This window comes from Methylocystis sp. (assembly GCF_050251305.1).
Taxonomy (GTDB): domain Bacteria; phylum Pseudomonadota; class Alphaproteobacteria; order Rhizobiales; family Beijerinckiaceae; genus Methylocystis.
The window spans coordinates 44,042-62,296 of sequence record NZ_JBFWNB010000018.1 but is presented as its reverse complement, the minus strand read 5'-3'; the positions used below and the strand labels follow the sequence as shown (position 1 = coordinate 62,296).

17 protein-coding genes are annotated in these 18,255 nt (G+C 65.9%); 9 read left to right on the top strand and 8 right to left on the bottom strand.

The genetic code is table 11. The features are described from left to right. Nucleotides 1-746, top strand: a 746-nt coding sequence (locus tag AB7F41_RS08445; protein ID WP_428406504.1) for a hydroxysqualene dehydroxylase, incomplete at its 5' end; no start/stop codon positions are given. Between the two features lie 87 nt (nucleotides 747-833). On the opposite strand, the gene AB7F41_RS08440 is transcribed toward AB7F41_RS08445, so the two are convergent. The 3 genes from AB7F41_RS08440 to AB7F41_RS08430 form a co-directional block, all read right to left on the bottom strand. Then, nucleotides 834-1,475, bottom strand: a complete 642-nt coding sequence (locus AB7F41_RS08440; protein WP_428380718.1) for a hypothetical protein — start codon at nucleotides 1,473-1,475, stop codon at nucleotides 834-836. Nucleotides 1,476-1,595: 120 nt separating this feature from the next. After that, on the bottom strand, nucleotides 1,596-2,348 hold the full coding sequence (locus tag AB7F41_RS08435; RefSeq protein WP_428380716.1) for a hypothetical protein: 753 nt from the start codon (nucleotides 2,346-2,348) through the stop codon (nucleotides 1,596-1,598). A gap of 16 nt (nucleotides 2,349-2,364) precedes the next feature. Then, entirely contained in the window at nucleotides 2,365-2,736 is a 372-nt protein-coding gene (locus tag AB7F41_RS08430; protein WP_428380714.1) for a Rieske (2Fe-2S) protein, read from the bottom strand. Nucleotides 2,737-2,896: 160 nt separating this feature from the next. On the opposite strand from AB7F41_RS08430, the gene AB7F41_RS08425 reads away from it, so the two are divergent. Genes AB7F41_RS08425 through AB7F41_RS08415 form a run of 3 tightly spaced genes read left to right on the top strand, consistent with a single transcriptional unit; the run spans nucleotide 2,897 to nucleotide 5,942 of the window. After that, nucleotides 2,897-3,190, top strand: coding sequence for a helix-turn-helix domain-containing protein (locus AB7F41_RS08425; RefSeq protein ID WP_428380712.1), 294 nt, complete (start codon nucleotides 2,897-2,899; stop codon nucleotides 3,188-3,190). Between the two features lie 25 nt (nucleotides 3,191-3,215). Further along, nucleotides 3,216-5,189 carry a squalene--hopene cyclase gene (shc, locus tag AB7F41_RS08420; protein WP_428380710.1) on the top strand — a complete coding sequence of 658 codons (1,974 nt, stop codon included), beginning with the start codon at nucleotides 3,216-3,218 and terminating at the stop codon, nucleotides 5,187-5,189. 21 nt (nucleotides 5,190-5,210) lie between these two features. Continuing rightward, nucleotides 5,211-5,942 carry a phosphorylase gene (locus AB7F41_RS08415; protein WP_428380708.1) on the top strand — a complete coding sequence of 244 codons (732 nt, stop codon included), beginning with the start codon at nucleotides 5,211-5,213 and terminating at the stop codon, nucleotides 5,940-5,942. On the opposite strand, the gene hpnH is transcribed toward AB7F41_RS08415, so the two are convergent. Next, a complete protein-coding gene (hpnH, locus tag AB7F41_RS08410; protein ID WP_428380706.1) occupies nucleotides 5,883-7,034 on the bottom strand; it encodes an adenosyl-hopene transferase HpnH in 1,152 nt (383 codons plus the stop codon). The genes AB7F41_RS08415 and hpnH overlap by 60 nt on opposite strands. 329 nt (nucleotides 7,035-7,363) lie before the next feature. Between hpnH and AB7F41_RS08405 the strand changes: the two genes are divergently transcribed. Continuing rightward, nucleotides 7,364-9,568: a hypothetical protein gene (locus AB7F41_RS08405; protein WP_428380704.1), complete on the top strand. Its 2,205-nt coding sequence runs from the start codon at nucleotides 7,364-7,366 to the stop codon at nucleotides 9,566-9,568. A 1-nt stretch (nucleotide 9,569) separates the two neighbouring features. Here AB7F41_RS08405 and AB7F41_RS08400 read toward each other — a convergent pair whose 3' ends face one another. Together AB7F41_RS08400 and AB7F41_RS08395 are read right to left on the bottom strand one after the other, a co-directional pair. Continuing rightward, entirely contained in the window at nucleotides 9,570-10,388 is an 819-nt protein-coding gene (locus AB7F41_RS08400) for a hypothetical protein (protein ID WP_428380702.1), read from the bottom strand. Between the two features lie 75 nt (nucleotides 10,389-10,463). Beyond that, nucleotides 10,464-11,444, bottom strand: coding sequence for a hypothetical protein (locus AB7F41_RS08395; protein ID WP_428380700.1), 981 nt, complete (start codon nucleotides 11,442-11,444; stop codon nucleotides 10,464-10,466). Nucleotides 11,445-11,546: 102 nt separating this feature from the next. On the opposite strand from AB7F41_RS08395, the gene AB7F41_RS08390 reads away from it, so the two are divergent. From AB7F41_RS08390 to AB7F41_RS08375, 4 genes are all read left to right on the top strand, one after another. Then, the gene (locus AB7F41_RS08390) at nucleotides 11,547-12,449 is read left to right on the top strand and encodes a 50S ribosomal protein L11 methyltransferase (protein WP_428380698.1); all 903 of its coding nucleotides are present in this window, start codon (nucleotides 11,547-11,549) and stop codon (nucleotides 12,447-12,449) included. A 192-nt stretch (nucleotides 12,450-12,641) separates the two neighbouring features. Beyond that, nucleotides 12,642-14,456, top strand: a complete 1,815-nt coding sequence (locus tag AB7F41_RS08385) for an aminopeptidase P family protein (RefSeq protein ID WP_428380696.1) — start codon at nucleotides 12,642-12,644, stop codon at nucleotides 14,454-14,456. Between the two features lie 69 nt (nucleotides 14,457-14,525). Further along, nucleotides 14,526-15,047 (top strand): hypothetical protein, encoded by a 522-nt coding sequence (locus AB7F41_RS08380; protein ID WP_428380694.1) that lies wholly within the window; start codon nucleotides 14,526-14,528, stop codon nucleotides 15,045-15,047. Nucleotides 15,048-15,155: 108 nt separating this feature from the next. Beyond that, nucleotides 15,156-15,761, top strand: coding sequence for a phosphatase PAP2 family protein (locus AB7F41_RS08375; protein WP_428380692.1), 606 nt, complete (start codon nucleotides 15,156-15,158; stop codon nucleotides 15,759-15,761). A gap of 2 nt (nucleotides 15,762-15,763) precedes the next feature. Here AB7F41_RS08375 and AB7F41_RS08370 read toward each other — a convergent pair whose 3' ends face one another. Continuing rightward, the gene (locus tag AB7F41_RS08370) at nucleotides 15,764-16,348 is read right to left on the bottom strand and encodes a GNAT family N-acetyltransferase (RefSeq protein ID WP_428380691.1); all 585 of its coding nucleotides are present in this window, start codon (nucleotides 16,346-16,348) and stop codon (nucleotides 15,764-15,766) included. Between the two features lie 266 nt (nucleotides 16,349-16,614). Further along, nucleotides 16,615-17,760 carry a type III PLP-dependent enzyme gene (locus tag AB7F41_RS08365; protein ID WP_428380689.1) on the bottom strand — a complete coding sequence of 382 codons (1,146 nt, stop codon included), beginning with the start codon at nucleotides 17,758-17,760 and terminating at the stop codon, nucleotides 16,615-16,617. Between the last annotated feature and the right edge of the window lie 495 nt (nucleotides 17,761-18,255).

The window sequence follows — 18,255 nt, the reverse complement described above, 5'->3', positions numbered from 1 at the left end:
GTGCTCTTCCGATCTCCTCCGCGCGGCTCGCCGGCGCGGTGCTGCGCGAGACGCTCGCGGCGGGCGGCGCCGCCTGCCGGCCGTTGGTCGCGAAAGACGGCCTCGGCGACGCCTTCATCGAACCGGCGCTGCTCACGCTGCGCGCCAAAGGCGTCGAGCCGCGCTTCGGCGCGCGCCTGCGCGAGATCGCGTTCGAGGACTCGCGCGTCGCCGCGCTGCGCTTCGGCGATATGGAGGCGAGGCTCGAGAATGGCGACGCGGTCGTCCTCGCGGCGCCGCCGTGGATCGCGCAGGAGCTTGTTCCCGGCCTCGCCGCGCCCGACGATTTTCGCGCGATCGTCAATGCGCATTTCAAGATCGCGCCGCCGCCCGGCCAGCCGCTGCTTCTCGGCATGATCGGCACGCTCACCGAATGGCTGTTCGCCTTCGACGATCGCCTGTCGGTGACGATCAGCGGCGCCGACCGCTTGATCGACGACGCGCGCGAAGAGCTTGCAAAAAAGATCTGGGCGGAGGTTTCAGCCGCCACCGGCCTGCCGGCCGCGCCGCTTCCGCCCTGGCAGATCGTGAAGGAAAAGCGCGCCACCTTCGCCGCGACGCCGGCGCAGGACAAGCGCCGGCCGGATGCGAAGACGTCATGGCGCAATCTATGGCTTGCCGGCGACTGGACGAAGACCGGCCTCCCCGCGACGATCGAAGGCTCGATACGCTCAGGCTATAAGGCGGCGGAATTGGTGGGCGCCTGAGGCCGGTCGCCGTAGGCTTTCTGCGCGCAGTGGGTCTGATCACGCGGAGCGAGCGGGCGCGGCTGTGAGCCTGCCCGCTCGTTGAACTCAGGCCGCCTTCTTTTGCAGCTCGGCGATATACGCCGTCGTTTTTTCGACAAGCGCGGCCAGCCGCTTCTGCACGACCGGCAGATATTCCTTCGCCTTGAGAAGCGCCGACTGCAGCGCGCTCAACGCCTTTATCGTCGACGGGTTCGTCTTCAGCTTGGTCCACTCGGCGCGCAGATCGACATTGGTGAGCCAGGCGAGCGCCTTCTCGGTCGTCGGATGCGTTCTCAACTCCTCAAACTTGCCCTTGAGATCGACGCTCGACAGATAGGCCAGCGCCTTCCTGGCGCCCGTCTCGGCGTATTTTCCCGCGACCGGCAGATATTCGACGAATGTCGCGACGCCGCGCTTCGTCTCGCGCACGGCGATCTCCGTCAGCGCATTCGCCTTCAGCAGGGCGTAGATATTCGCGTTCAGCTTGCGCAGTTCGCCTTCGAGGCGGAAGATCGCATATTCCTGCTGCCTGACCTGATTGGCCGCGCCATCATGCAACGCGCTGACGCGCTGCAGCTCGGTTCTGACCTGCTGCAGCTCCGACTCCAAATTGTCCACATGACCCCTGATGGCGTCGATCATGTCGAACGAAAACTTGCCGGCTTCGAGGTCGTCCAACGCGCGTTCGCCTTCGGTTTTCTCAGCCATGCTCTCTCCTCCAAATCCGCTCCAAAGACCATCGGCGCCGATAGTTAAAACTTCGTTTCGATGACGCCAAATCCGCCTGCTTTTCCGATCGCCGACCGTCAACCGCGCCCGGAACGCGCGTTACAGCCGACGCGACAGCGAACGCAGGAAGCCCTGCATCTCGTCGGTGAGATCCGTCTCGATCGCCGGCGCCATCTTCAGCAGCATATTCGCGATGAACGCCTGATCGTTTCGCGTCTCGGCGAGGCATTCCTGCAGTTCCGGAACGCTATCCTCGATATGCGCCAAAAAGGCGACGCCCTTCTCCAGAGTCTCGGTCCATTTCGCACGCGTCCACAGCGCCAGCGGATAGACGATTTCGTGGACGAAGTTCGATTTGCGCGCCTTCTCGAAAAAACGCAGACCGGCGTTCCAGTTTTCGCGGGCGCGCATCGGCGGCGGCGGGATTTCGCCCGCGAGCATTTTTTGCGCGGCCTGCCCGACATGGTCTTCCAGGCTCATCGGTGACGCAATCGGCGAACGAAAGCTCCACAGCGCGGTCGACCCCGGAAACTCCTCGCCGAACTGCGCGGTGAGCGCGGCGTCGACTTTCGAAACCGCCTCCTTGTCGCCTTTGAGCGCCGCAGTCATGCAGAACGCGAAGAGCGCGTCGCCGCCATAATTCGCCGCCGCCGCGCCTTTGATCTGCTGCGGCGTCAGCTTGGGCGTGACGCCGTCCGCGGGGGCCGCGACGTCCCCCGCCCGCAGCGCCGTGATGAAGCTCGTGATCTCGAGCCACGGCGTATAGCTCGCGACGAAGGCGTCGGGATCGACGTGCACAATCGCGAGATTGAGCGGTTGTTTGCGCTTTTGCAGCTCCGCCATGTCCGTCATCGGTGGTCTCCTGCTCTCATTCTTCAGCAAGCAGCACGCCGGTGAGGCAGACGTCGCCCTCGTCGATGACGAGTTTGATCGGCGTCAGGCGCTGACCTTGACAGGGGCCGATGAAGCACTGGCCGGTGTCGATGTCGAACTGCGCATGATGCCTGCCGCATTCGAGGAAATTGCCCTCCTCGTCCATGAATTGGCCGGCCTGCACATCGAGCCGCGTTCCCTCATGCGGACAGGCGTTCTCGAATCCGTAGAAATTATTGCCCTTGCGCGTGATGAGGATTGGATAGGGCGCGGCGTCGCCGCTCGCCTCGGCCCGCATCAGCACGAATCCGGTGGCCTCGGCGTCCTCAATCTCGTCTGTCCGACAAATCACATAGAGTTCGTCCATCGGCTCACCTTTCGGACAAAGTCGCAGGCCACGGGCGAGAGAAGGCGCCCTCCCCTGGCCTGTAGCAATCGACGAGCCAGACGACTTGACGATATAGTCAATTCACTATAGCCAATGCGCGTCGGCGCGATCTGCGCCCTGCACACATCCTCAAGCCGAAATGAACGAAGATTCGACCGTCGCGAAGGCGACGGCATCCGACGACCATCTCCTCAAGGCGCAACTCGTCCGCAAGATCGAAGCGCTGATGAAGGAGCGCGGGCTCAAGCAGGTGCAAGCCGCGGAGCTGTTCGGCGTGAAACAGCCCGACGTCTCGAAGCTGCTTCACGGCGACCTCCGGCAGTTTTCGCTCGAGCGGCTGCTGCGGTTTCTTGTCGCCCTCGGACAGGATGTCGAGATCGTCGTGAAGCCGCATCGTGAGTCGGCCGAGGCCGCGACGCTCAGCGTCGCCTGACCGAAATGAACAAAAGGGATTTGCAATGAACGCCGCTGCGCGCATTGACGATAATTTCACCGCCGTTTCGACCGAGGCGCTCGACGCGAGCATCCTGGACGCCAAGCGCGCGCTGCTGTCGCTCGGCAACGATGATGGACATTTCTGCTTCGAGCTCGAAGCCGACACGACGATCCCGGCCGAATATGTGCTGATGCGCCATTACCGCGCCGAACCCGTCGACGCCGAGCTCGAACGCAAGATCGCCGTCTATCTGCGCCGCTGCCAGGGCGACCACGGCGGCTGGCCGCTCTATCAAGACGGGCCGTTCCACATCAGCGCCAGCGTCAAGGCCTATTTCGCCTTGAAGATGATCGGCGACGACATCGACGCGCCGCATATGGCGCGCGCGCGCGCGGCGATCCTCGCCTATGGCGGCGCGGCGAAGAGCAATGTCTTCACACGATCGCTGCTGGCGCTCTACGGCGAAATTCCATGGACCGGCGTGCCGGTGATGCCGGTGGAAATCATGCTGCTGCCGAAGTGGTTTCCGTTCCACCTCGACAAGATTTCCTACTGGGGCCGCACCGTTCTCGTGCCGCTCCTCGTGCTGATGACGAAAAAGCCGCGGGCGAAGAATCTCAAAAACATCCATATTGCGGAGCTGTTCACGACGCCGCCGGACGAGGTGAAGGTTTGGCCCAAGGGCGAACATCAGACCTGGCCCTGGGCGCATATTTTTGGCGAGATCGACAAGCTGTTGCGGATCATCGAGCCGCACATGCCCAAGGGCGCGCGCGCGCGTTCGGTCGAACTCGCCGAGGCGTGGACGACGGAACGCCTCAACGGCGTCGACGGACTCGGCGCGATCTTTCCGTCCATGGTCAACAGCCTGCTGATGTATGACGTGCTCGGCGTTCCGGACGCCGACGCGCGCAAACAAGCGGCGCGCGAGGCGATCGAGCGCCTGCTCGTCGTGAACGAGGCCGAGGCCTATTGCCAGCCCTGCGTCTCGCCGGTGTGGGACACCTGTCTGACGGCGCATACGCTGCTTGAAACCGGCGACGACGACGCCCGCGAAACCGCCCGCGCAGCCTGTGAATGGCTCGCGCCGTTGCAGGTGCTCGACGTCAAGGGCGACTGGGCGGCGCAGCGGCCCGACCTTCGCCCCGGCGGTTGGGCCTTCCAATACGGCAACGCCTATTATCCCGACGTCGACGACACGGCGGTCGTCGTCACGGCGATGGATCGGCTGACCGCAAACGACGCGTCCCGCCCCTATGACGAAAGCATCGCGCGCGCGAAGGAATGGATCGTCGGCATGCAGTCGAAGAACGGCGGCTGGGGCGCCTTCGACGCCGACAACGCCTATCATTATCTCAACCACATCCCCTTCGCGGATCACGGCGCGCTGCTCGATCCGCCGACGGCGGACGTCTCCGCGCGCTGCGTCTCCATGCTGGCGCAGCTTGGCGAAACGGTTGACTCGAGCGACTGCCTCAAGCGCGGCGTCGACTACCTGCTCAAGGAGCAGGAAAGGGACGGCAGCTGGTTCGGCCGCTGGGGCGCGAATTACATCTACGGCACCTGGTCGACGCTCTGCGCGCTGAACGCCGTCGGCCTGCCGCATGCGCATGACGCTTACCGCCGCGCCGTCGCCTGGCTCGTCGCGATTCAGAATCCCGACGGCGGCTGGGGCGAAGACCTTTCGAGCTACAAGCTCGACTACAAGGGCTACGAAACGGCCCCGTCGACCGCGTCGCAAACGGCCTGGGCGCTACTCGGCCTGATGGCGTCGGGCGACGTCGATCACCCCGCCGTCGCGCGCGGGATCGCCTATCTGCAATCGACGCAGAACGAAGGCGGCTTATGGAACGAGGCGCGATTCACGGCGACGGGTTTTCCGCGCGTCTTCTACTTGCGCTATCATGGCTACGGGAAATTTTTCCCGCTCTGGGCGCTCGCGCGCTACCGCAATTTGCGTCGCGCCAACAGCAAGCGCGTTCAGTTCGGGCTCTAGAAGCGTCGGTCCGGAGGCACGATGGCGCGCGGCGCAACCCGCAGAAGGACCGCTGAGCTGAGCGCCGTCGCGCCCATTCTGGTCGTCGTCGGCATGAAGCGCGAGGCCGATTGCGTCGCCGGCGAAGGCGTTACGACGCTGTGCAGCGGCGCGAATGTGACGCGGCTGCGCCAGGGACTCGACGCGCTCGCCGAAACGGAATTTTCGGCCGTCGTCAGTTTCGGACTCGCCGGCGGCCTTGATCATTCGCTGCGGCCGGGCCATGTGGTGGTCGCCGACGCCATCGTCGTGGGAGAGGCGCGACGCGCCACCCATTCGCGTCTCTCGGCGATGCTGATCAAGGGCGCGGCCGCCGTCGGCTGCAAAGTCTCTCCCGGCGCCATCGTCGGCGTCGACGAGCCAGCGATGCGCCCGGGCGCCAAAGCGGCGCTGCGCGACAGCGCGCAGGCCGTCGCGGTCGACATGGAATCGCATCTTGCCGAAGATTTCGCCCGGCGCCGCGACCTGCCTTTCGTCGCGCTGCGCGCCATCAGCGATCCGGCGGCGCGCGCCCTGCCGCCTCTCGTCGCCAAGGCGCTGACGCCCGAAGGCGACATCCGCGCGCTGGGCGTCGCGCGCGAACTCATGCGCGAGCCGCGTCAACTCGGCGGCATGATCCGCGCGGGCCTCGACTCGCGCGCCGCCTTTATCTCGCTACGCCGCTGTGGACCTTTGCTGAGCCCGCTGCTGCGCCTCATGCTCGCGGATCTCTGAGAGCTTCGCGATATTTTCATCGAAGACATATTCGGCGGGACGTTGGTTTTCGAGCGTGACGTCCGGCGCCATCGGGCCATCGGTGCGCACGCCGAAGAGCGCGACGGCGGCCGCTTTCCACGGCCGGCGAACTGAATCGGCGACGGCGGTCGCCTCGAAGCCGCAATGCACCATGCAGTCGGCGCATTTCTCGTAATTGCCGACGCCGTAGGAGTCCCAGTCGGTCTCCTCCATCAGCTGCTTGAAGGTCGGCACATAGCCTTCGCCGAGGAGATAGCAGGGACGCTGCCAGCCGAACACCGTGCGCAGCGGCATCCCCCAGGGCGTGCAGCGATAGCTGACATTCCCGGCGAGGAAATTCATGAACAGTCCCGACTGGGTGAAGTCCCAGGCCTTGCCGCCGCGTCCGCGACGCAGAATCGCGCGGAACAATTCCTTGGTGCGCGTGCGGTTGAGGAAATGCGTCTGATCCGGCGCCCGCTCGTAAGCGTAGCCGGGCGAGAGCGTCATGCCGTCGACGCCGAGCGCCGTCGTCGAGTCGAGGAACGCCGCGACACGCTCCGGATCGGCGTCGGAAAAGAAGGTGCTGTTGGTGGTGACGCGGAAGCCCTTCGACTTGGCGAGCTTGATCGCCTCGACCGCGCGCTCGTAGACGCCGTCCTGGCAGACCGCGCGATCATGCGTCTCCTGGTCGCCGTCGAGGTGGATCGACCAGGTGAAATAGGGGTTTGGCTTGAAGAGGTCGATTTTCTTGGCGAGCAGCAGGGCGTTGGTGCAGACGATCGCAAATTTGCGCCGCGCAATAATGCCTTCGACGATCTGCGGCAGGTCTTTGTGCAGAAGCGGCTCGCCGCCGGCGACCACCACCACCGGCGCGCCGCATTCGTCGACCGAGCGCAGCGCATCCTCGACAGAGAGCCGCTTGTTGAGAATATGATCGGGATAGTCGATCTTGCCGCAACCGGCGCAGGCCAGATTGCAGCGAAACAGCGGCTCCATCATGAGCACGAGCGGATAGCGCCGCACCCCCGTGAGGTGCTGCTTGAGCAGATAAGCGCCGATTTTCGCAACATAACGGAATGGAATGGCCACGCCTGACCCCTTGATGACTTGACGGGTTCAAGGCCCGCCAACGCGAAACGCGGCCAAACGGCTCAGCCGCAGACAGTAAACCCGCCGTCTAGCACGAATCCAATTGTGAGGGAAAGCGGGGCGCCGCGCCGCATCACGGCCGCAGCTCCGGAGCGGCGATCGGACGCGCCGAGAGAACCGGTGGAATGCAAGGCGCCGCAGCGTCCGGCGCCTTGCGCTCGGAGCGCAAATCCGTCTCAATTCGCCGGCACCTTCACCCCCCGATCATTCTTCCTTTGAGGAGCGGACATGCGCAGTCGGCCGGTTCCAGCGTCGAGAGCGTCTGCACAATGACCGCCCCCGCGCCGCAGGCGCGCGTCCCGGAGTCCACGACGCCGCGAAAGCGCTTCGGTCTTTTCGATGCGCTGACGTCGCCGCTCGTGCGTTTGTGGAGCGGCGATCTCAACCTTGGCCGCGTCGGCATGGCCGCCGCCCTGCCCGTCCTGGCCTGGGTGTTCTACACGACGTCGTCCGGCATGATCGACATCATGCAGAAGGAGCCCGGCGACGTGATCGGAATCGCCGGGACGCTGATCGCCACGACGGCGGTCCTCACCATGCTCGCGGCGACATCCTGGTCGCTCGGCGTCGATCTCGCCGCCCTGATCGCGCGGCGACGCATGGCCCGCGAGCGCATGATTATCAAGACCGGCGTCACGGCGCTGGTCTTCGCCTTCGTCTTCTCGATCTCCGCCTTTTTTTCCTTCACCTATTATTACAACAACATCTTCAAGCTCTCCTCGCGCAAGATCGTCGCCGAGCTGCAGCCGATGGAGCTTGCGACGGAAGTGATCCTGCCGGCGAAAAAGGGCGTCGCCGCCGCTTACGAAGCGATGTCGTCGCGCATCGCCCAGACGCCGAGCTACAAGGCCTATCTCGAATCGATCAACGGCCTGATCGACACCGCGCGTCAGGCGGGTCCGGCGCTGCGCGACGCCATTCGAAAGCGGCAGGAAGCGCAGCAGGCGCTTGTCGCGCAGGCCGCGAGCCAGGCCGCGGCGGAAATGGAGAGCGCGCAGGCGGCGATGCGTGAGCTCGAGGACGCGCGGCGCGAGATCGAGGCGCTCGAGCGCAGCATCGCCGAACTCGACGTCGTCATCAAAGCGAAGCAGGACGAGATGGCGACAGCCGCGGCGACCGTCCGTCAGGAGGAACAGCTCGCGATCGACGCCGCGCACGGACTCGACGGGCTCGGCGCGTCCTGCGGCCCGAATTGCCGCGGCCACAAGGAGAAGGCCGCCGAGGCGACGCGACGGGTGTCGGCGCTCAAGCAGACTCTCGCCGGCCCGACGAACGATCGCGCCAACGCGGCGAAGCGGCGCGACGCGCTCAACGCGCAGACGATTACGCTGAAGCAGAAGGCCGAGGCCGCCAGCGCCGCATCCGCGCGGCCGATGCCGAAAGGCGAAGCCGCCTTCGACCTCGACGCGACATTGCGCGCCCTCGCGGCGCTCCGCGACGAGCTGCGGATGGACCCGACGTGGCGCGCCGTGCGCGAAGCGAAGCCGTTGTGCGAACCGATCCTGGCGGCGGCGCGGCAGTCGAATGCGCTGCCGGCAAGCGTTCCGAGCGACTTCGCATGCGAGCCGCAGGGCGAGGCGCGCGACCTGCTATCGGCCCGCGACGAAACGATCGCGGCGCGCGCCGCTTTCGACAAGAAATGCGGTCTGGAGGCCGGGCTGCGCGACGACCTTTCGGCGATCGTCGCCAAGATCCGCGCGGCGCCGGCGTCTGACAGGACGGCGGCGGCGAACGGGTTCACCCAGGCGAAGACTCTCGTCGACGCCTGCGTCGTCGCCGGCAAGGCGGCCGGCCTTTCGGACGATGAAGTTCGCGAACTCCTGAGAAAAAGCGACGCCTATCTGCGCACGCACAGTTCCGAACGCAACAAATTCGAACTGGCGCGCGAGGCCTTTTGGAGCTTCACCCCGGATTCGACGATGGCGATCGGCGTCGCCATGGCGCAGGACGCCTTTCTGTTCATCATGAAATTCCTGTCGGAAATCTTTAAGCGCGGCTATGAGGCGCGCGAGCGGCGTCAGTTCTCCGCGCCGATCGATCTTTCCGACGACGAAGACCAGCCGGTCGACGTGCGCGCGATGAAAGCCATTCTGCGCGCGGCGCGTCCGGTGCATGGCGACATGAGCGAGATCGCCCCGGACGCCGAAGCGATGTCGGCGCTGCCGCCGAATGTCCACGACAATATTGTCGCCATTCTCAATCGTCTCGTGCGCGATGAAATCGCACACGTCGACCGCAAAGGCGCTTATCTCGTCGACAATATCACCGTCGCGCAGATCGAAGCGCGGCTCTTCGCGGCGCTCAAGCCGCGCGCCGCCCGCGCCCTGCATTACGGCGTCGACGGCGCCGCCAGCGGTCCGCGCGCCTACTATTCGGACGCCGGCGCCGGAACTCTGCCGCGCCGGCGCTCCGGCGCGCTCGAACGTTATCTGATCGCCGAACCGGCGCCGATGGAAAGACGTCCGTCGGCCTGACTCAGGCGGCGACCGCGTTCTGAGCCGCCGCGCGCAGCGACGGAAGATAGCGCAGGCAAAGCCCCTGCGGCGCGTGACGCAGACCGGAAACGACGCTGATCTCGCGCCAGCGCGGATAGCTCGCCGGCAGAAACTGCAGCGCCAAGCCGACCGCCCTGAGAAAGGCGGCTTCGCTTGCGAAATCGTCGGCGCCGAAGGTCAGCGTCGCATCCTTGCCGGTTTCGGCGCCATGCGCCAGAAATTCGAGCGTCGGCGCCGCCCAGCGCGACTGTTCGAGCGAATCCTCGAGCGCGCTCCAGACGTCCTGCGGATCAAGGAGACGGACGATGTAGCGCGCGGGCTCCGCGCTGAATCGCGCGTCCTCGTCGTCGCTCACGAGGTCTGGAATCGCGTCGAGCTCGGCCCCGACCATGGCCAGAAGGGCCGCCGGATGCCGGCGCCATTCTGCGGCGGGCGCGCTCCACACCGCGCTCTGCTGATAGAGGCGTCCAGTGCCGCCGTCCCCGTCTTCCGGGCGAAAGCGGGCACGCAGAAAGATCGCGCGGCTCGACTGCGGCTCGGGCGACAGGCGCACGAGCAGCGCGCCACGCAGGCGCGCGGCGGAATCGACAAGGTCGGGATCGAAGCGCCGAAGCGCCATCAGCTGCGGCGGCGACATCAACCGATCGTCGGCCGGCTGCAGATTGCTGCTGCGCAGCGTCACGCCATAGCCTTCCGACGCCGGAACGCTCAGCGCGGCGCCAGAAGCGAGCTTTCCATAATGCAGACGTTCGAGAGAGATTTCGGCCGTCTGTTCGCCTATCGGCGCAGTGCTGCGCATCGCCCGTCCTTTCGCGCGGAAAGTCCGGGGCCACCCTAGGCGCAGAGCCTTAAGCAAGAATTGACGAAATCCGCTTTACGCGACCTCGTCGACGCGCGCGTCGAGCTGCGCGTAAGAAAAGGTGAAGGCGCTGTCGAGGCCGAGAGCGGCGTATAGAAACGGCTCGGCGGTGAGAAATGGCCGCCAATACTCGCCATAGGCGCGCGCGCCTTCGAGGCCCGCGCGACGAAACCGCCGCTCGCCCGGCTGATGCGGATCGATGTTGGGATTTTGAAAGCGCTTGACGAAGCCGTAAGACGAACAAACCGAGAAACGCACCGCGACGCCGCCGCCGTTCGGAGTCTCCAGGGCGCGCAGCCGATCCATCCATTGCACGCCGCGCAGCGATTTGCGCAACGCATGCAGCGCCACGGCGGGATCGCAGGCGTAGGTGAAGGCGCTCGGCCCAAGGCGGGCGAACAAGCGCTCATATTGCGAGAAGACGACGACGAGCCGTCTGAGCTTCTTTTCGGGCGCGAGCGCCAGCCGGTCGATGAGGCGCGCGAGATTGCCGGACCAGCCGGAATCCTCAAGCCGCACCAGCGGCAGCACGATCACGATCGCCTCGGAGCCGAGCATCTGTCTTGCGAGCTTCGCTTTGACGTCGTTGAGAATCGCCACTTCCGCGCCGTCCGGCGGCACGGCGATCTCCCCCGCCGAGTCGATGATTTCGAGCAGCCAGGGACCGCGCAGCAGCGCCGCCGGCGGCGCTTCCCCGTTCACCGTCAGGCGGAAGCGATATTCGTAGGTGTCCAGCGTGTCGGTGGCGACGCCGCCCTCGATAAATTCCCGCCGCAGCCGCTCGTAATCGCCCTGCTCGACGTTCAGCAGGTCGGATTTCTTCGGTTCAACGCTCTCGGCGTAGAATTCGGGCCCGGTGATCGGCTGCAGCGCCGGGCGCAGCCGCGGCGAATAGCCGAAGGCGCTCTGCGCGACGCAATCGACGAGCGAGGCGAGCAGCGAAGACTTGCCGCCCTTCTTCGGACCAATCAGACAAATCGAAACTCGTTCCGTCATTCACGCCTTCAGCTCTCTGGCGTCCGCCTTTAGCGCGACAATACAGGCGGCCGGCGCCCGGCGAAAGGTGACGCGCGCGCCGCGGCCGTGCTAAGCGCGCGCATGCTTGAAGGCCTTCCGCCCAATAACGCCAGCCACATGCTGCGCCTCGATTGCGACGAAAAACGCGCGCGCGCCATCGCCGATCTCATCGTCGAGACCTTCGATCCGACGGAAACGGCCGCCGCGGCCTTCGAGCTTGACGGCGGCCCGCGCTGGTCGGTCGAGGTTTATTTCGCGGGCGCGCCCGACGAAGCGCAGATTTTGGCGCTGATCGAAACAGCCGCAGACGCCCAGACCGCACAAGCCGCGCGGTTCTCGACCGTCGCCGAGGAGGATTGGGTCGAAAGCGCCCTGGCGGGGCTCGCCCCGGTGCGCGCCGGCCGGATCCTCGTGCATGGCGCGCACGATCGCTGCCGGCGGCGCGCCAACGACATCGGCGTCGAAATCGAGGCGGCGCTCGCCTTCGGCACCGGCCATCACGGCACGACGCTGGGCTGTCTGAAGGCGCTCGATCGAATCGCCAAACGCCGACGCCCGGAGCGCATCCTTGACGTCGGAACCGGCACCGGCGTTCTGGCGATCGCCAGCGCGCTGATCTTCCATCAGCGCGTCGCCTGCAGCGACATCGATCCGATCGCCGTCGAGACCGCCGGGGCCAACGCCCGCGCCAATGGCGCCGGCCCCTATGTGCGCCCCGTGGTCGCCGCCGGGCTGCGCCACCCGTCGCTGCGCGGCCGCTACGATCTGATCTTCGCCAATATTCTGGCGAAGCCTTTGCGTTTGCTCGCCCCTCAGATCGCCAGCGCGGCGGCGTCTGACGCGGAGCTTGTGCTCTCGGGGCTGCTGGCGCGCGACGTGGCCGGCGTGCTCGACGCCTATCGCGCCCAAGGCTTTTTCCTCGCCGCGCGGGGCGACATCGACGGCTGGGCGACTCTGGTTCTCAGGCGCGGCGGGCTTGGCTAGCGCCCCCTCCCTGTCCCTCCCCCGCTAAAGCGGGAGAGGGCACGCTCCAAGCCGCTACGCCAAAACCTTTCCAACGCGCAGCCTGCTCCGGCTCTCGCGACCCGCTTCCTCTCCCGCGACGCGGCGGAGGGCTAGGGGCAAGTCGACGTTCGAGCCATTGCCCATGGCGTGCGACATGCATAGGTTGTGCGCATGTTCGAAGCAAAATTTCAGACCTTCGTCGACGACGCCTCGAGCGGCGACAGCGCCGTGCGCCTGAAGGCGCTCCGCGCCGAGCTGAGACGGCAGGGGCTCGACGGCTTTCTCGTTCCGCGCGCCGACGCCCATCAGAACGAATATGTTCCCAAATGCGCCGAGCGCCTCGCCTGGCTCACGGGCTTTACCGGTTCGGCCGGTTTCGCCGTCGTGCTGGAAAAAGACGCCGCGATCTTCGTCGACGGCCGCTACGTTATTCAGGTGCGCGGCGAGATCGACGCGAAGCTGTTCAAGCCGCTCGACATCGCCGAGATCGGTCCTGCGGCCTGGCTCAGCGCACATGCGCGCGAAGGCGCGCGCATCGGCTACGACCCCTGGGTGCACACCAGCACGCAGATCGAGCGCTTCACGAAGACGCTTGCGGAACGCAAGATCGAACTCGTTCCGCTCGACGCCAATCCGATCGATGCGCTGTGGACCGACCGCCCCGCCGAGCCGAAAGGCGCGGTTGCGATTCATCCGGCCCGCTACGCAGGCGAAAGCGCGCGCGCGAAGATCAAGAAGCTGCGCGCGGCGCTGAAAGACGCCGACGCCGCGCTGATGTCCGATCCGCATGCGATCTGCTGGGCGTTCAATCTTCGCGGCGCCGATGTGGCGCATACGCCGATCGCGCTCAGCTTCGCGCTGCTGTCCAGAGATGGCGCGCCTGCGCTTTACATCGACGAGGAAAAGCTCGCGCCGAAAGTGCGCGCGACGCTGGAAAAATTTCTGACGCTGAAGGCGCCCGAAGCGCTCGTCGGCGATCTCATGGCGGCCGGCAAGCGCGGCGCGACGATCCTCTTCGATTCGGCGACGGCGCCGATGAAGCTCGTCGAAACCCTGCGCGCGGCGGGCGGCAAACCGCGTCTCGCCGACGATCCGGCGACGCTGCCCAAGGCGATCAAGAACGCGCGGGAGCTCGAAGGCGCGCGCGAAGCGCATATTCGCGACGGCGCGGCGCTGACGCGCTTTCTCGCCTGGTTTGCCGAAGCCGCGCCAAAGGGCGGACTGACCGAAATTTCCGCCGCCGAAGCGCTGGAGACGTTCCGCCGCGAGAATGGCGACCTGCGCGACATTTCCTTCCCGACGATCTCCGCCTTCGGCGAACATGCGGCGATCCCGCATTATCGCGTGACCGAGAGAAGCAATCTCAAGATCGGCCGCGGCGTCTATCTCGTCGACAGCGGCGCGCAATATTTCGACGGCACGACCGACGTGACGCGCACGGTCGTCGTCGGCCCGGCGTCGAAGCAATTGCGCGAACATTTCACGCGCGTGCTCAAGGGCCATATCGCCATCGCCCGCGCCGTGTTTCCGAAGGGCGTCACGGGCGCGCAGCTCGACGCCTTCGCCCGGCGCGCGCTCTGGGAGGCGGGCCTCGACTTCGACCATGGCACGGGGCACGGCGTCGGCTCGTATCTCTCCGTGCATGAGGGGCCGCAGCGCATCTCGAAGCTCAGCGCGACGCCCTTGCAGCCGGGCATGATCCTCTCGAACGAACCCGGCTATTACCGCGCCGGCGACTATGGGATCCGGCTCGAAAATCTCGTCATCGTCGAGACGCGCGAGATCAAGGGCGCCGAACGCGAGATGTATGGCTTCGAAACCATCACGCTCGCGCCTTTCGATCTCAATTGCGTCGAGACGAAACTGCTGGCCCCGGAAGAGATCGGCTGGCTCAACGCCTATCACGCCCGCGTGCGCAAGACCCTGTCGCCGCTCGTCGACGCCCGGACGCGCGGGTGGCTGCGACAGGCGACAAAGACGTTGTGAACGCGCTCAAGCGGCGCGCTTCGCTTCGTTGATTTCGCATCGCGCGCCGGTCGCTCGGAGAAGACCGCCATGAGCCTTGACCCTGCAGCGAACCCGAATGATCCCATCGCCGCATTGGCCGGCGAGGCTTTCGCCAAAGCCGTCACGACGCTCGCGCGCGGCCATTTGCTGACGCCATTCGGCGTGGCGCGGTCCGAAGCCGGCGTCGATCAGCCGCAGCAGTTCGCCGTCAGCAATGCGGGCAAGATCGACATCGCCGAAAGCGTCGAGGCGGCGCTGCAATGGCTGGAGGACGAAGCGCGCAACGCCGATATCTGCATGATCGTTCTCGACGGCTATTTCAGCAGCGAGGACGGCCGCGTCGACGCCGTGGTCGGCCGCGCGCTGTCGCTGAATCGGCAGCTGATGGTCGAGATCGCGCTGCCCTACGAGCCCGCCGAAGACGAAGAAGGTTTGGAATTTTCAAACCCGCAATATCGTTTTTCCGGCGTCGCCGAAGACGGCGCCGAGATCGAAACGGTCAACGTCGACGCCGACGCCTTCGACGCGGACTTTCGGCGCGCATTCGCCAAGCACGCGCCGGCCGCCTAGCGCCGTCATCAAAGCATCACTTTACCGTCACGCAACCTCTATCCCACCGTCATCGAAACGCAGCCTCGGCGTCGCGAAACCGCAGCCTCGCACGCGTAGCCTTGCGTCATGGCGTTCACATCGGACCAGCTGGCGAAGCTGACGCGAGACGCGTCATCGGAGCCGCAAGCAGACGTCGCCCTCGCATGGGGCCAGCGCTTTCTTCAGCTCGACCTCGCGGCGGTTCATCTCTTCTCGCGAACGGCGCGCCCGGCGATCGGCAGGTTCCTCGCCGTCGCCATCAGCAAGCTCGGCAATGGCTGGATCTATCTCATCCTGCTGCCGATCGTCGTCGTCGGCCTCGGCTGGCGCGGCCTTCATGTCGCGGCGCTCGCGGGACTGAACGCCGCGCTGCTGCATATGCTCTACCCGATCATCAAGCGCCGCTTCTGCCGCAAGCGGCCGTTCCACGTCGACGCGCGGCTGCCCTCTCTGCTCAAAACGCTCGACGACCATTCCTTTCCGAGCGGCCACGCCATGACGCTGACGGGCGTGCTCGCGCCGATCGTCATCGCCTGGCCGGCGACGACGCTTTCGGCGGCGCTGCTCGTCCTGTCGATGGCCTGGTCGCGAATCGCGACGGCGCATCATTATCCAAGCGACGTCGCCGCCGGCGTCGCGCTCGGCGCCGGCCTCTCCTACCCGCTGGCGATGGGCGTTCTCGCCTATTGGTGAGCCTAGGCCGCCTGCGGCAAGCCGATCGCAGGCACGGAACCCGGAATCACCCGGCCGCGGGCGCCGGACAGCGCGCCTTCGACAAGCTCAACGCCCAGAAAACGCGCGCGCTCGACGGGCCCCGGCATCGTCAACCGCTCCGTGAAGCGCCGCTCGAAACCGAAACGCGCGTAATAGGGCGCATCGCCGACGAGCAGCACGGCGCGATGGCCGAGATCGCCCGCGCGCGCCAGCGACTCGCGAATCAGCGCGCCGCCGACGCCGAGCGAACGGGAGTCCGCCGCGACGGCGAGCGGACCGAGCAGCAGCGCGTCGCGGCCGCCAGCGAGGACGGGCCATAGGCGCAACGTGCCGATAAGCGCGCCGACGCCGTCGGTCGCGACGAGCGCCAGGCCGGGCACCGGCGCTGACCCGTCGCGCAGACGTTGGCATGTTTTGAGCAACCGAGCCGGACCGAAGGCGTCATCCAGCAAGGCTTCGCGGGCCGCGACGTCGCCCGGCGCTTCGTCGCGCATCGCAAATGGCGCGAAGGCGGCGAACGCGTTCGGCGCGACGACGTGATCGGGGCATGCAAAGTCAAAGGCCATCTTTTCCTCCCCTCGGAAGGACAAGCGACCCTCGCGCCTGGCGCAGGACGCGCCCGCCGAACGGGACTGGGATTATTGGGAAACGGGTTCCCGCTGTCTTGCCGTCATGCCCGCGCTTGGCGCGGGCATCCACGTGGAGACGCTGCGGCGCGCATCAAATGGAAGCGAGACTTCCCGCTTCCTGTCGATGTCCGCGTTCTCCTGGCGTGGATGGCCGGGACAAGCCCGGCCATGACGCATTCGCTGCGCAAACGCGCAGAGCCGACTCAGATCACATGCGTCTCGAGCGGCGGGAAACCATTGAAGCCCACCGCCGAATAGGTCGTCGTATAGGCCCCGGTGCCTTCGATCAGCACCTTCGCGCCGATCTCCAACGAGATCGGCAGCTGGTAGGGCTGCTTCTCGTAGAGCACGTCGACGCTGTCGCAGCTCGGACCTGCGATGACGCAGGGACTCGTCGGCGCGCCGTCCGCCGGCGTGCGGATCGGATAGCGGATCATCTCGTCGGTCGTCTCGGCGAGGCCGTTGAACTTGCCGATGTCAAGATAGACCCAGCGGATCTCGCTGTCGTCCTCGGACTTCTTCGAGATCAGCACGACTTCCGCTTCGATGAGACCGGCGTTGCCGACCATGCCGCGTCCCGGCTCGATGATCGTCTCCGGAATGCGGTTGCCGAAATGCTTCGACAGCGCATGAAAGATGGCGGCGCCATATTGCTTCACGGCCGGGATGTTCTTCAGATATTTCGTCGGAAAGCCGCCGCCGAGATTGACCATCTGCAGATTGATTCCACGCTCCGCGAGTTCGCGGAAAATGTCGGACGCCGCCTTGAGCGCGCCGTCCCACATGCGCGGATTCGTCTGCTGCGAGCCGACATGGAACGAAACGCCGTAAGCGTTGAGGCCCAGTTGATGCGCATGCTCCAGAACGGCCGTCGCCATCTCGGGGGCGCAGCCGAACTTGCGCGACAACGGCCATTCGGCGCCGGAGCCGTCGCAGAGAATGCGGCAGAACACTTTGGAGCCGGGCGCGACGCGGGCGATCTTCTCGACTTCCGCCTCGCAATCGACCGCGAAGAGCCGCACGCCGAGCGCATAGGCGCGCGCGACGTCGCGCTCCTTCTTGATCGTGTTGCCGAAGCTGATTCGGTCAGGCGTCGCGCCGGCGGCGAGGACCTGCTCGATTTCGACGACGGAGGCCGTGTCGAAGCACGAGCCGAGCGACGCCAGCAGCGAGAGCACTTCCGGCGCCGGATTGGCCTTCACCGCGTAGAACACGCGCGTGTCGGGCAGCGCCTTGGCGAAACCGAGATAGTTTTCGCGCACCACGTCGAGATCGACGACGAGGCAAGGCCCAGTGTCGCGGCCATTGCGTCGGCGCTCGGCGAGGAATTCGAGGATGCGGTCGGTCATGTGTGGCCCCCTTGCGCGGCGAACCGCGCCCAGATCGTTTGAGCGTCAACGGACGCGCCGCTCCGTTCGTTCGCGCGCGATGGAGACGCGACGAACGTCGGTTTCAGCGGTCCAGGCCGTGTGAGCGCGAAGCGCTCAAACGGCCGGTTGATGCGCCGTTGACTGACCGACGCGCAATAATGCGCGCATGAGCGCGCACGCTTCCGCTAGGACAGCCATCGATTGGAAAGGGAGAATCCCGATCCGCACGCCCGGCAAGAAAGACAAGCCTCTTCGGTACGCCGACCTTTGGAGGGTCGACAGAGACGAAAAAGCCCGGTCCGTCGTTGCTTTAAGTCGCGATCCTCCGCAGAGACGGAGTTCGCCGGTTCGCCTCCGGCTGCCGGTTCTATGCTGGCGGTTGACCGGCCTCTTGTCCGGATCCCCGCCCACCGACACACGACCACAGGCACGTGCGATTTGGGCAAGGACTTAGATACGCGCTTTCGTCGCCGT